The sequence below is a fragment of the Acinetobacter variabilis genome (assembly GCF_000369625.1).
Classification (GTDB): Bacteria; Pseudomonadota; Gammaproteobacteria; order Pseudomonadales; family Moraxellaceae; genus Acinetobacter; species Acinetobacter variabilis.
Genome location: NZ_KB850113.1, coordinates 15,811 through 29,264, shown reverse-complemented (window position 1 = coordinate 29,264; position 13,454 = coordinate 15,811). Strand labels below are relative to the sequence as shown.

The 13,454-nt window shown below is 42.5% G+C and carries 15 protein-coding genes and 1 pseudogene; 2 read left to right on the top strand and 14 right to left on the bottom strand.

Translation table 11 applies throughout. From position 1 onward, the window contains the following. Positions 1–16 precede the first annotated feature (16 nt). The 4 genes from F897_RS05890 to rpe form a co-directional block, all read right to left on the bottom strand. A complete protein-coding gene (locus F897_RS05890) occupies positions 17–691 on the bottom strand; it encodes a nuclease-related domain-containing protein (RefSeq protein ID WP_005234214.1) in 675 nt (224 codons plus the stop codon). Positions 692–724: 33 nt separating this feature from the next. Beyond that, positions 725–1,207 carry a methylated-DNA--[protein]-cysteine S-methyltransferase gene (locus F897_RS05885; RefSeq protein ID WP_005234212.1) on the bottom strand — a complete coding sequence of 161 codons (483 nt, stop codon included), beginning with the start codon at positions 1,205–1,207 and terminating at the stop codon, positions 725–727. A 69-nt stretch (positions 1,208–1,276) separates the two neighbouring features. Next, complete coding sequence (sugE, locus tag F897_RS05880) at positions 1,277–1,594, bottom strand: quaternary ammonium compound efflux SMR transporter SugE (protein WP_005234210.1); 318 nt, start codon at positions 1,592–1,594, stop codon at positions 1,277–1,279. Between the two features lie 628 nt (positions 1,595–2,222). Further along, on the bottom strand, positions 2,223–2,909 hold the full coding sequence (gene rpe, locus F897_RS05875; protein ID WP_005234194.1) for a ribulose-phosphate 3-epimerase: 687 nt from the start codon (positions 2,907–2,909) through the stop codon (positions 2,223–2,225). Positions 2,910–3,077: 168 nt separating this feature from the next. Between rpe and F897_RS05870 the strand changes: the two genes are divergently transcribed. Further along, the gene (locus F897_RS05870; RefSeq protein ID WP_005234191.1) at positions 3,078–3,356 is read left to right on the top strand and encodes a DUF2218 domain-containing protein; all 279 of its coding nucleotides are present in this window, start codon (positions 3,078–3,080) and stop codon (positions 3,354–3,356) included. A gap of 44 nt (positions 3,357–3,400) precedes the next feature. On the opposite strand, the gene F897_RS17840 is transcribed toward F897_RS05870, so the two are convergent. The 9 genes and pseudogenes from F897_RS17840 to F897_RS05820 form a co-directional block, all read right to left on the bottom strand. Beyond that, the gene (locus tag F897_RS17840; protein WP_005234189.1) at positions 3,401–4,399 is read right to left on the bottom strand and encodes a M48 family metallopeptidase; all 999 of its coding nucleotides are present in this window, start codon (positions 4,397–4,399) and stop codon (positions 3,401–3,403) included. Then, positions 4,359–4,611: pseudogene (locus F897_RS05855) on the bottom strand (DUF898 family protein); the annotation flags it as partial. The gene F897_RS17840 and the pseudogene F897_RS05855, both read right to left, overlap by 41 nt. Before the next feature lie 160 nt (positions 4,612–4,771). Then, on the bottom strand, positions 4,772–5,608 hold the full coding sequence (gene fghA / locus F897_RS05850; RefSeq protein WP_005234179.1) for an S-formylglutathione hydrolase: 837 nt from the start codon (positions 5,606–5,608) through the stop codon (positions 4,772–4,774). A gap of 39 nt (positions 5,609–5,647) precedes the next feature. Further along, on the bottom strand, positions 5,648–7,048 hold the full coding sequence (locus F897_RS05845; protein WP_005234177.1) for a C13 family peptidase: 1,401 nt from the start codon (positions 7,046–7,048) through the stop codon (positions 5,648–5,650). A gap of 124 nt (positions 7,049–7,172) precedes the next feature. Further along, positions 7,173–7,991, bottom strand: coding sequence for a class I SAM-dependent methyltransferase (locus F897_RS05840; RefSeq protein ID WP_005234175.1), 819 nt, complete (start codon positions 7,989–7,991; stop codon positions 7,173–7,175). Further along, complete coding sequence (locus tag F897_RS05835) at positions 7,985–8,809, bottom strand: undecaprenyl-diphosphate phosphatase (protein ID WP_005234173.1); 825 nt, start codon at positions 8,807–8,809, stop codon at positions 7,985–7,987. The genes F897_RS05840 and F897_RS05835 overlap by 7 nt, the downstream gene beginning before the upstream one ends. Positions 8,810–8,825: 16 nt before the next feature. Beyond that, positions 8,826–9,491, bottom strand: coding sequence for a tRNA (adenosine(37)-N6)-threonylcarbamoyltransferase complex dimerization subunit type 1 TsaB (gene tsaB, locus F897_RS05830; RefSeq protein WP_005234171.1), 666 nt, complete (start codon positions 9,489–9,491; stop codon positions 8,826–8,828). 140 nt (positions 9,492–9,631) lie between these two features. Beyond that, a complete protein-coding gene (locus F897_RS05825) occupies positions 9,632–10,162 on the bottom strand; it encodes a gamma carbonic anhydrase family protein (protein ID WP_005234166.1) in 531 nt (176 codons plus the stop codon). A gap of 14 nt (positions 10,163–10,176) precedes the next feature. Beyond that, positions 10,177–10,791 (bottom strand): CoA pyrophosphatase, encoded by a 615-nt coding sequence (locus F897_RS05820; protein ID WP_004783401.1) that lies wholly within the window; start codon positions 10,789–10,791, stop codon positions 10,177–10,179. 123 nt (positions 10,792–10,914) lie between these two features. Here F897_RS05820 and F897_RS05815 point away from each other — a divergent pair, with 123 nt between their 5' ends. Continuing rightward, a complete protein-coding gene (locus tag F897_RS05815) occupies positions 10,915–11,463 on the top strand; it encodes an NUDIX hydrolase (protein WP_122959126.1) in 549 nt (182 codons plus the stop codon). 45 nt (positions 11,464–11,508) lie between these two features. Here the strand turns inward: F897_RS05815 and filF are convergent, their stop codons facing one another. Further along, positions 11,509–13,434 carry a putative pilus system protein FilF gene (gene filF, locus F897_RS05810; RefSeq protein ID WP_005234164.1) on the bottom strand — a complete coding sequence of 642 codons (1,926 nt, stop codon included), beginning with the start codon at positions 13,432–13,434 and terminating at the stop codon, positions 11,509–11,511. Positions 13,435–13,454 lie beyond the last annotated feature (20 nt).

Here is a 13,454-nt window from a genome sequence, read left to right as displayed (position 1 = left end):
AAATCCTTTGAATGATTCAAAGGCTTTTCTGTTCGGATTGCCACCTGTTTAAATTTGCGACATGTTCACGGTTGGTTTTCCAGGATTTTTCTAGTACTTCCTTCTCCAAGCGAATCTGGATACGTTTAATCTTGGTATCAGAAATAACTCGCTGATTAAAGCTTTTTACATAATCTGTCCAACCTGCGCCTCGAAACACATAATTTGGCATTGGGGTTTTGAATACCGCATCTGGCATAAATACAATCACAGAATGCAGCTGGTCTGGCTCGATAATATCAGCTAGCAACTGCTCCAGAACTTTGATGTGCTTATAATTCTGATGAATCGGATTTTGAAATTTATAGCTATTTTTATAAAGTTTTTGCGTCCGGGTCTTTTGTCGCTCGCCACCAAAGATCCAGCCTTTATAGTTTTTGGTTTTAATCACAAACAGGCCATAAGGACTTAATAAGAGGTGATCAATTTGGGTTGTTCCTCCGTCTCCATCCGGAAGAGTCAAATCATTTAATAATTGATACTCAGGGTCTTTCAGATAAAGTTTGACATGCGTGGCAACAGCGAATTCTCCCAGCTTCCCTTTTAAAAATGGTTTAAATAACTTAAATACGATGGAACCAATAAAAAGTAGAAGAACCCACCATAAACTGGACCAGAGTTGGCCTAAGATTTGTGTTGCGAACAGATCCATATTTTAATTTTCATTAATTTTATGATTTTGATCTTAATGGGTTCTCTCAATATTTAACAGAATTTCTTTTTTATCCAGACCGCCTGCAAAGCCTACTAACTTACCGCTACTGCCAATCACCCGATGACAAGGTGCAATAATCGAGATCGGGTTTTTACCATTGGCAGCACCCACGGCGCGTACTGCTTTAACATTACCGACCTGTTCAGCGATTTCTCGGTAACTTCGGGTCTGTCCATAAGGAATATTCAGCAAAGCCTGCCAGACTTTTTTCTGGAAATCTGTACCAGCAAAGTCCAAAGGCAAATCAAAAACATTGCGCTGACCGGCAAAATATTCCTGAAGCTGACGCCGAGCTTCTATCAATACTGGATGCTGTGGATCTTCAACCAGAGTTGCCAACCTGACCCGATTCGGTTTTTCACAATCCCAGAGTACAGCCACCAGTGCCGTTTCATTGGCGACCAGCTGCAACTGCCCTACAGGCGAGTCCATATAAATATGACTGAGTTGCATGGCCCTACTCCTACAGAATCAAGCTTGCCAGTTTTTATTTTACTCGAAATCAAAACTGCTCAACAGCTCTTAGGAGGAGGATAATTTCATCAAAACAAGTCCGGAAATAATCAGCCCCGCAGCCAGCATACGCATAGCAGAAGCAGGTTCACCTAAAACTATAACACCGACCAGAAATGAGCCAACTGCGCCAATGCCCGTCCAGATGGTATAGGCAGTCCCTAAAGGCAAAGTACGCATGGCATAGGCCAGTAATACAAAACTGAGCACCATAAAAACAATCGTAAAAATACTCGGTGTGAGTTTAGTAAAACCCTCTGAGAGCTTCATGGAATAGGCCCAGACAATCTCAAATAGTCCAGCGAATACAAGTATAATCCAGGCCATATTGCCCTCCTCCTAATTAACAGGGTCAGGCCGTCCTGACGAATTTTCTTGTTGAATTTAATAAACTTAATCAACAAGGGAGGTCGTTCCCCCTAAAAAAAACAGGCATTCTATAAAGCAGACGGTAAAACCAAACTGCCGTTTACAAAATTTGACTGAATGAGAATTAACTTAACCATGTCTTACTCAAATGCTCAGGACAACTTGAAGATTTCAGCCTATCTTAAGGAACGCAAACACGGGAAATCGTGTTATGACATTACAGAGACTTGAGTAAGAAAAACAAACAAGGAATAAATCCATATTATTAAGTTATGCACATGAATTAAATTTAAAAAAAGCGTGGAGATCTTACACAATGAAACACATAACCAAGACCTATTGATCACTTTTTGTTTGGCTTGATTATTAACCTTTGATGAATAAACGATCACCAAAATCAAGGGTTGACATAGGTAAAAAGAACTCCAGTCGAGTTCTTTTTATACAAATTTTGTCTAAGATACAATCAATCAGGCTACAAACGATTACAAAATATGCAACATATCCATATGGTTATCAACATAGATATCTACACACTTATCCATAAAGTTATCCACAGATTTATACACCTTAAACATTTTAGAGATTAAAGTTGAATTTGACCGACTTTAGCCAGCTCACTACGCATATCATCAATCACAGCTTTATAATCCGGCTTGCCAAAAATCGCTGAACCAGCCACAAACATATCTGCACCAGCTTCTGCAATTTCACGAATATTTGCTGGTCCCACACCGCCATCTACTTCTAAACGGATATCACGACCTGAAGCATCAATGATCTTGCGTGCTTGACGTAATTTATCCAAAGTCATTGGAATGAATTTCTGTCCGCCAAAGCCGGGGTTCACACTCATTAGCAGTACCTGATCAACCTTATCCAGTACATAATCCAGATAATGCAATGGTGTCGCTGGATTAAATACCAGACCGGCTTTAGCACCACCCGATTTGATCAATTGTAAAGAACGGTCAATATGATCAGATGCTTCCGGATGAAACGTAATAATATCTGCGCCTGCTTCCAGAAAGTCACCAATCATACGATCTACAGGTTTCACCATGAGATGCACATCAATAGGTGCCTGAATACCATATTTTTTCAATGCCTTACATACACCTGCGCCAAAGGTTAAATTGGGTACATAGTGATTATCCATAACGTCGAAATGCACAACGTCTGCACCGGCCTGAAGTACATTTTCAACTTCTTCACCTAAACGGGCAAAGTCGGCAGACAAAATAGAAGGTGCAATTAAATAAGGCTTGGACATGAAAGGACCTGGCTAAGTGAAATTGGATTTTTCCCATTATATCAAATCCGCTCCGGCTACTGTGATTCGATGTTGCAAGATTAAAACGCTGTGTAACGCTTTGAGGCTTATGCCAGCATCACTGCTTGGTTTAAAGTACAGGATAATGATGAATAGTGTAGAAAACTGATGAAAAGTATTGCCCATATCCAGACGCAACAAGCTTCACGAATTGCCAAACGCCTGGCCAATCACTGGAAAAATAAATTTAATATTGATGAAACCGGACAAAATTTCCTGATTCATTTTCCAAGTGCAGAAGTGAGTCTGACACCCGAGGCAGATCATCTTACCGTAACGATTCAGAGCAATGCTGATTCCACTGACCTGAATAAACTTGAAAATGTAGTGCTGGATCATCTGATCCGTATGGGACAGGAAAATCTGACTGCCGACTGGCAAAGATAAGCACTAAAAAGCCTTGATAATCAAAGCATAATAATGATCAGAAGCTAAAAATGATGATTCGCCTGTTCATTAAAAGCATGAATCCGTTTAATTCTTTTATCCAGTTCGGGATGTGATTCCAGATATTTTTTAAACTTCCCGATCAGGCGAATCCATTTCAGTTCAGTTTCTGTCAGGTGCCGGTCTTTTCCATCGATATTGAGAGTGAAATTTTTCATTTTTAAGGTTTGTGATTCCTCTGCCAGTATTCTGGCATTTTTCACCCGCTGCAAAAAGTTCGACAAATGAATACTGGAGATCTGCTGTTGATGCAAATGTTGCATGGCATAATCATCCGCAGCAAGTTCAAGCGCCTGTGAATATCCCGCATCGGCGAGTACCGCTATAGATGCCGCCACCACATCACTTAAATCTCCCGTTACCAAGGCAAATAATCCTGCTGCACTCAAGTTGGAAATCACTTTTTGCATACTATGTTTTTGCACCAGATGACCTTGTTCATGTGCCAGTACTGCAAGGACTTCTTCATCTGCACCGCTGAGCTTGACCAGTTCATCGGTAACAATAATGGTATTGTTTGGAATCGCTGCTGCATTAAGCCCCATAGTTTCTCCACCTTGACGGAAAATAATCTTTGCAGGTTGCCCTACCGCGATTTTTTGTTCGTACAATTTTTTTAGACGTGCTTGATGCTCTGCGGAGAGCTTGGATGACTCAGTTTGCTCAATTAATTTCTGCTCAGTTTGATTTCCTACCTCGATCAAGGTCTGTTCGGGAAGTAATTGAGCGAGCTGCTGGGCGGTATGAGGAATCCCCCATTTAAGAATAAAAATTACCGCACATATCACGATAATCATCGAGAAGAAAATCAGGAGTGGAGAACGTTCAAATTTCCATATGGCATGATAGATTTCTTTGGATTTAATCTTCAGCCAATGCGGTGCTTTGGTCAAAAATTCAATCCGGCGATCTTCAGGCAGTTCGATAATCGGTTTACGCCCCCCGACCCCGCCAATATCGGCTTGGCATGGCAATGAAGTCAAAGCGATGTTTTTAACAATTGGGTATTACCGTAGAAATAGCGGATACGGCGTGCCTTTGCCCAAGGGCTATACAAAGTAAGCGTAACGATGGTTAACATCAGATTCACCATCCAGATTCCAAAATATTCCGTGGCACTGCCATGAAATCGGAAGTTATGTTTTTCTAGTGAAGGTGATGGCTGGTCAATCTCTAGTTCAGGCTTATTGTGCATCGTGTTCTTAACTGCAACTGGTTCTACCTGATTTTTGAATAGCAACTTATATGCCATTTTTATTATATTTATTTGATATTCATATAAAAAACTCCAAAAACATGACCTATTTTTGGAGTTTTATTGCACTTTTAAGTTTGCTTCACTTTTATTGCTTGGCTTATGGATTTAATTGCACGGCATGGAATTGTAGGTGGTCATCTACAAAGCTTTGAATAAAATAGTAACCATGATCATAACCCTGATGTTCACGTAAGGTTAATTTCTGGTTCACGGCATCGCAGGCTTGCTGAAATAACGCCGGATTCAGCTGGCTATAGAACTGGTCAGAAAAGCCCTGATCAATCAGGATGTCGCTAAACAGTGCACCCTTTTCCTGAACCAGCGCAGTTGCATCATGCTTCAACCATTCTTCGCGGTTTTCACCCAGATAATTCGAGAATGCTTTTTCACCCCATGGACATTGGCTCGGTGCACAAATCGGTGCGAATGCCGAAACTGAACAGAATTTTTCCGGATATTTAAAAGCCAAAGTTAAAGCACCATGTCCACCCATGGAATGACCGAAAATCCCGATCTTATCTGCCTGCACTACAAACTCTTCACACACCAGTTCATACAACTCATCGACGATAAAGCTTTCCATCTGATAATGTTCAGCCCACGGTGCTTGAGTGGCATTGATATAGAATCCGGCACCCTGCCCGATATCCCAGTGATCCCCTTTGGCAACATCATCTCCACGTGGTGAAGTGTCTGGTGTAATCAGAATCAGGCCAAGCTGGGCAGCCAAACGCTGGGCATGTGCCTTGATTGCAAAAGTCTCTTCAGTACAGGTCAGGCCAGCTAAATAGAATAAAGCCGGGCAATTTTGGCCTTCCAGAGCTTGTGGCGGCAGGAAGATGCCAAATCTGGTTGGTTTTTTTAATATTTTAGACTCAAAGCTATAAATCCGCTGTTCACCCTCAAAGCTTCGATTATTCTGTACCAGTTCCATCATCATTCCTTTTTCTATTTTCTAAAGTTGTAGATTGGTTTATGGAGCCAAAGCGACAGACGGAGATGCTGAAGTGGTCGTCGCTGGAGGGAAAAGACGCTGTTCCAGTTGTGGCAACATCAATTCCATGTTTTTGCCAATCACCCATTGTGGTTCTGACCGTTCAAATCCCTGAGCTGCTTCCCATTTAGCCACTGTAGTCTTGGCCTGCTCAAAAGAGGCTTTCAGACTGTTATTTTCACGCATGGCCTCATCAAAGAAAGCACGACCGAAATAAGTATAGTCAGCTTCGTTCGAACAACCGAATGACTGACGGTCAGCAGCAGAAGCAGTAATGATCAAGGTATTATCATTCTGCAAAGCCGAAGCGAAACTACCTGAGAAACAGGCAGAAATAACAATCACTCGCCAGCGCACACCTGAGGCATCCAAAGTATCACGCAACCATTCTGGATCAACTGATGCCAGGTCTAACGGTGCATTTTCCATTTCAAATTCATTTGGCAAGCCATGTGAGGTCATATACAGAAACAGCACATCACTTTCCCGGTTCATCTGCTGGCCAATACGACGCAAGGCCAGTTCCATGCTGGTTTTAGAAGCAAGCGGAATTTCAGTCCGTGTTGCTGGATGATTTACCAGCATAATCGAACGGCCGAAAGTCCCAAACCGGGTATCAAACTGCTTTTTAATCCGCTCTATTTCTGAATAGAACACATCCTGATAACTTGCGCCAGCGACGCCCATGAAGTACCAGTGCGATTGTGCAAATTCGCCATATTCAATTGCATCTAGTGCCTTGTTCAGCAAGATCGGCTGAGTATAGAAAGCATCTTCAGCAAAACTTGGTGGAATTTCTTCAACTTTCCAGATGGGCTGATCTTTCACCGAAATCTGCCACACCACCAAAGTAAACAGGGTGGCCAGCATAATCAGTGCCCGTTCCCACCACGGCCATTTTAATTCACGTGAAATTACCCAGACCACAGCCAGACTTTGCCAGACAAACAGCATGACAAATAGGGTCGGAATATAGGCGTAGAAAATATAGGGTAGATAATCCAGATCACCCAGATACTGGATCAGGCTCTGGAACAGCATGATATGCGTATCCAGCACTAGCCAGAGTAATGCAGGTACCAGCATCAAACGAGGATTATTCACTCGCTGGGACAAGAAAATCCCGACAATCAAGGCAATAAAGGGCCAAAGTGCATAACTGATCAGACCTTGAGAGTTAAAATCTCCCATGCGGCCGGAACTGAGCCAGCTAAACAGGCTATTAGCACAGCCGCCCAAAATGCCCCAGAACACCAGTTGTAGAATAGAGGGACGCACCAGTTGCAGCGAACGCCGAGATCCCAGAAATAACCACATCCCGGCAATTTGGTTGCTTTTAAAATCGTGCCAAAAATTGATGGAGGGTTTAAAGTCGATCATATGATTTCAGGGAGATGAGTGGCTCGCTAATGTGCCCAATAAGTTTATGCTTGATATAAGTTTTATCAATGCCAATTTTTAAATATATAACAAATCCTTGATCTATTTTGAAGCAATTCTCATATTAAGTAACCAGTTCATGCTGAAAATAGGCATCAAAACGGCAAGCATCACCAGACCATTGATGATTTGGCTCTTTTCCAGCTAAAAATACGGCCAAACGAGGACGTTTCACCACCACCCGCTTGCCAATTTTTTGTGCCAATTCTAAGAGATTATCTCCCAGATCCATTTCACCATCTTCCGGTAAAAGCAGATGTAATAACTGCATTTGTTTTTTCACCTGTGCCTGCTTTTTCGGTGCCTGCTGGTTCTGGTCACGTTGTGGAAACATCGGGTCCAGATAAACCACATCGACGACCGCATTCTGCTCAGCCTGTGATTTCAGATAGTCTGCAGAATCTGAAAAAACCAGATGAATCCGCTTAACCACCGAACTTAGAAAAGTATCCTTTTTCGCTCGGTGATGACTGTCTTCAAGCAGGGTAAATAAAATAGGATGTCGTTCGACCAAGGTCACCTGAGCACCCAAATGTGCCATCAACAGACTGTCATGACCTAGACCAGCTGTCGCATCGATAAGAGTCGGCTTTTCTCCCAAATTACAAGCACGAGCAATCATTTCCGATTTTAAAGAGGCACGTTTTAAGCGCCCTACTTCTGCTTGCCAATCTGGTTGCATTTTCATGCCATTGGCACAGAGCCATAGGCCGTCAGCATCAACACACAGCGCCAGTTCGGGATGTAAACGCAAGAAACGTGCATTCAGCTTTTCAATAACCTCAATACTAACCTCTACATCACGAGAAGAAAGCACAGCCTCGAAGTGCTGTGCTTTCTTTTGATACTCGAATTCGGTATATAAGCGAATCGTGCTTACCATAATCTCCAACCTGTAAAGGCAAATAATAAAATCAGTAAACCTGAGGCAATGCGATACCAGGCAAAAACCATGAAATCACGTTTTGCCACATAGGCTACCAAGGCACGGATTAATAAAAGCGCCGAGATGAACGATACGATGATACCGACTGCCAGAACTGTCCAGTCTTCTGTGGTACTGTAAACATCATAGCTTTGATAAAGATCGAGCAGGCCTGCACCGATAATGACCGGAATCCCCAAGAAGAATGAAAATTCAGTTGCAGCCTTACGTGATACGCCAAGGAACATCGCCCCGATAATGGTCGCACCTGAACGTGAAGTTCCCGGTATCAGGGATAAGACCTGAATCAGACCGATCCAGATTGCATCTTTCACGGTCAGATCTTCAACTTCCTGGGCACGTACCTTGGGTGGATTCTTTTCAATCCAGATAATGATCAGACCACCAACGATCAAGCCAATGGCAATCGCAATATTATTGAATAGCAGCTCTTTTACGGTTTGCCCTAAGGTCAGGCCAATCAGCACAATGGGAATAGAGGCCAGAATCAGGCCAATCCCTAAACGGCGTCCTTGCGGTTCACCACTTACGATGCCAGTTGCTGCACCCCAAAGCCGTGCCCAATATTCATAAATAACCGCGGCAATTGCCCCCATCTGAATTGCGACGACAAAAACATCGCTTTTTTCTTTGGTCCAGAAATTCATTAATTCTGAAGCCAAAATCAGATGCCCAGTACTGGAAATAGGCAAAAACTCGGTGATACCTTCAACAATACCCATAATTGCTGCTTTCAGCAGCAGTAAAAGATCCATGCTTAATCCTGATTAATTATGCTTTGCCTTGTTCTGGAATTTTTTTCCATGCGTTATCACGTAAATATACCGGAAGTGCCAATTCTGCACTGACCCAATTTTCTGTTTTTGCTGCTGCACGCGCAATCATGGCAATATCCTGTGCTGTTGCACTGACATTTTTATATTCGGATGCTGTTTCTTGAACTAGATTGGCACCTGAACCCACCACAGTAAATTTAACTGCTTCAGCACCTTGTTCATAACTCAAAAGCTGTTCTTCATCAACAGCCTGCATAATCCCTTGAGCATCTAACTGATAACTGGCGACATAGACTTCATTCATCCGTGCATCCAGTACTGCAGTTACTGCAGTTAAACCATGCAAACGATATGCCGCTTGCGCCAAAGCCTGTAAAGTGGATACCGGAATTACAGGCAGATCATTTGACCAAGCCAAAGCTTGAGTCACAGCCGCATTGATACGAACACCACTAAACGATCCCGGGCCACGACTAAAGGCAATCGCTGTCAGATCAGATACAGTCAAGCCCAGATCATTGAGGCCTTGTTCAATCATTGGAAGAATGGTTTGCGTTTGTGCCTTGGCGCGCGCATCAAGCTGAAAAAATAGTTCTTGAGTATCATCGATCACAGAGACGGAACACTGCTCATTGGCAGTCTCCAATGCCAGCACTTTCATGCACAACCTTAATTCAGAGAATATAAAAAACGTCGAATATAATACTCCACTCATATCTTCTAGGCGAGATTTTCCCAAGCCAGATACAAAAATGCCTAGAAAATTCTAGGCTTAACTGAGGACATTATTCAGATAACAGCCTAAAGCTGTACTTCTTCCAGATCCTGAAATTTCTGGAAATGCTCAGCATAGTGCATGGCACTCATTTTTAGTTTCTGAATACTGGCGTCATCTAAAGTTTTCACGACTTTGCCTGGTGAGCCCATCACCACCGAATTATCAGGAATTACTTTCCCTTCTGGAATCAGGGCATTGGCACCAATAATACAATTCTTGCCAATCACGGCATGATTCAAGATCACTGCCTGAATTCCAATCAGGCTATTATCGCCAATGGTGCAACCATGCAGCATGGCCTGATGACCAATGGTCACATAATTCCCGATGTTCATTTCAATGCCAGCATCGGTATGTAGCACTGCATTTTCCTGAACATTGGTGAAGTCACCTAAACGGATTTTGCTGTTATCGGCGCGAACGACGGCACCAAACCAGACACTCACCTGTTTGCCCAGTTCGACCTGTCCAATGACCGTCGCTGTAGGTGCCACCCAACCATCCCACGGCTGATGCGTTGCTTTTGGTGAATGTCCCTGAAATTGATATAACATGGCTGAAATCCTGTTCAACGGTTAAAAAATTTTGAGCGTTTAAACGCAGGTGAGTTAAGTAAAAATGGCCAGTCTTTTTTATAGTCCAGCCCGTACTGAAATAGTGAAATCAGCATACGTGCGGTCAGTCCCCAGACAATCTCATTTTCCACTCGCATACTGGGAAAATATAAGGACTGCTGGGCAAAACGTACTTCATAAGGCATCGGCTGGGCTTCCAGCAAATGCTGCAAGGAAGCAAAGAAAATCCGGTCAATTTCTGTCGGCTGAGGAATGAGTTGAATGGTAGGCGGAATTAAACCGACCACAGGCTTAACCAGCATCCCGTTACGTGCCTTTTGCATCGGGAGATCCCCGATCAGATGAACATCAAATGGATTAAGCGCCGTTTCCTCATACGCCTCTCTTAAGGCCACTACAATATTACTGGTATCTTGCGGGTCGCGTTTACCACCTGGAAAAGAGACTTCTCCTGCATGATTATTCATATAAGCTGAACGGCGTGTCAGCAAAACTTTGGGATCAGCTTCATCTGTGATCGCAATTAATACAGCAGCTTGTGCAGTTTGAATCCGTTTGGAAAATCGTAAATGTTTCTGCAAGCGTTGTATTAATCCCAGCTCATCCATTCATTCAGCTCCCTATGCGACTATAATTTCATCATAGCTGATTTTTGATTTGGCGGGATAGAAATGATGCCAAATTTTGATTTTTCAGTTATCCTGACCTTACTGTTATCATTGATGATGAATATGAACTTCTGTGTGAACTGTGGACATAAAACAACAGAGAAAATTCCTTTAGGCGATCAGAAGGTTCGCAAGGTTTGTACTACATGCGGATATATTCATTACATTAATCCAAAAGTGATTTGCGGTGCATTGGTGCTCTGGGAAGATAAAGTCCTGCTCTGCCGCCGTGCAATTGAACCACGTTATGGACTGTGGACCCTACCTGCCGGCTATATGGAACTGTTTGAAACCATGGAACAGGGCGCAGCTCGTGAAACCCGTGAAGAAGCCGAAGCTGAAGTGGATATTGAACAGCTGTACTGCATGTACAATATTCCGCGGATTGGCCAGATTTATGTCCTATTCAAATCTCAACTGATTGATGGAAAATTTGGTGCAGGTGAAGAAACCATTGAAGCACGTTTATTTAACGAAGATGAAATTCCCTGGAGTGAACTGGCTTTCCCAAGTGTAGAGCATACGCTTCGTCATTATTTTGAAGACCGTAAAACCAATAACTTCCCGATGCACCTAGAGACCTTGGGAACTCGTTTGGATCACACAGGTTAAAATGTCTTTTTATAAAAAAGCCCATCAAATGATGGGCTTTTTTCATTATTTTGTTTTGATGCTATAACAATCCGCTAATTTAAATGAAACACTTCCGCCACTTAGCTTGGCCAGATTGGTCTCCTCCGTCGTTTCATCAGTATTATTGTTATTATAAACTTTCTGGAAGCTGGCATAAGTATTCGCCCAACCTACGCTTTCTCCAGCTGAGTTGGTAAAGCCCACACGACTGGTTCCATTCAGTACATTAGATAAATTGAGTAATGCCCCACCAATCACAATCTTATCATCTGTATTGGTTGAAGCCTGAATAGTGGAGTTCATACCTACTAGGGCACCATTTAATGAACCAAATACAGGATCAGCGAAGACCAGTCGCATAGATACTGTTTTTTCATCTATAAATGCACGGCCTAAGGTACCGAGACGATATTGTTGAACGCCGTTATTGTCTTTAAGTCCAGCCGGCAAGATATCTCCCTGGCAACCATTAATGCTATCAGTTGCAAGATTGGTAGCGGACTGCATATTGGTACGCACATCACCATTACTATCAATCACAACACCCACTGTAACAGGGCTAATTGAGTTTTCGCTAAATTTAAACTCCATGTTGCCATACATTGGGAAAATATATTCTTCATCTGGCTCTACATTTTCAGCTGTTCTAAAAACTTGACGATCCAGATAGCTGATCGGGAAAATTTTATAAAGATCAATTGAGCCACTATAGTTGTCATCATCGGCATTAAAACGCCATAAGCCAAGACTGGCACGGTCAGCATCGCTGAGTTCAGTTTTACCTGTAGCCATCTTATAAAATGCTTCTTTACCGGCAATCACATAATCGCTCAGCAAACGACCTTGGTAAATTTCTAATGGATTGCTGTTGTTAGCCACATTCATTTTATATGGTGCATTTGATGAAAGCATTCTCGTTGCAGGGCTAATCCAGCTGGTTTGCGGTACTGCAGTAATTTGCTGTGGTTTGACCTTACGGATCAATTCCGCATTAATGCCACCCAAAGATCCCAGATTATTGGAGCCCAGTTTTAGCTGAGTGTCACGCCACTGTAGTCCACTGCCGAAGGTATAACCTTGGCGGTCTGTAATCAGGATAAAATGTCCAAATAAATATTTAGTCGTTTTATCTTTAATGTCACATACAGATTTATTACAACCCGCCAGACCATCGGAACCAGTCAAGTTACTACTAATAATGCCTGAAGTTGAGAACAGAGAAAATTCCGGTTGATATACTGCTGCACTGGCAATATTGGCCAGTTTTTTTACGACTTCAAAGGCCTGATCATCACTAATCTGGCTAATATCAATAAAAGGTTTAAGGGTTTCTGCTAAATTTGCATCTGTCAGGTTGATATCTTTATTAATTTTGCCCAGATTCTTTCGCATATCCTCTGTGATATACAAGGGCTGTACATCCGTCGGATTATAGATACGGCCTTTTTCCAGTGCCAAGGTCTGCCAGATTTTCACCAGTTTCATCGCCACCTGTACGGTTGGATCTGTCTGTTCGATTCTGGCAATGTTACGACCGGTAATTCCCTTGGCAATATCAAGTACACTTAGTCGGGGTAATTGGCTCGCTGTACTGAGGTTCATATATTCAGAGAGCTTGACAGTACCCAATTTGATTTTGGTATCACTAAAACTTTTTAGATAAAATTCAATAGTATCTGCTTTTTGACAAGTGCCTGAGGTAACACCATCATTTTGGTCAAATAAAGTAATGAAGGTATTTTCTTTATCACCACTACAATTAAAGTTAAGACCATCAATTGGATATTCAAGCCCCCATTCCAGACAATTCGTTGTAGTAGCAGAGCATGAACCATTCGTGGTGGCTTCATCATTTTGTTCTGGTATGACATTCGCACTTTCACCTCCGCATCCGCTGAGGGCGGCAAATAAAGCAGTGAAAGCAAATGGATATAATATTTTATTTTTCATCTTATTCTACTCGAATCGTC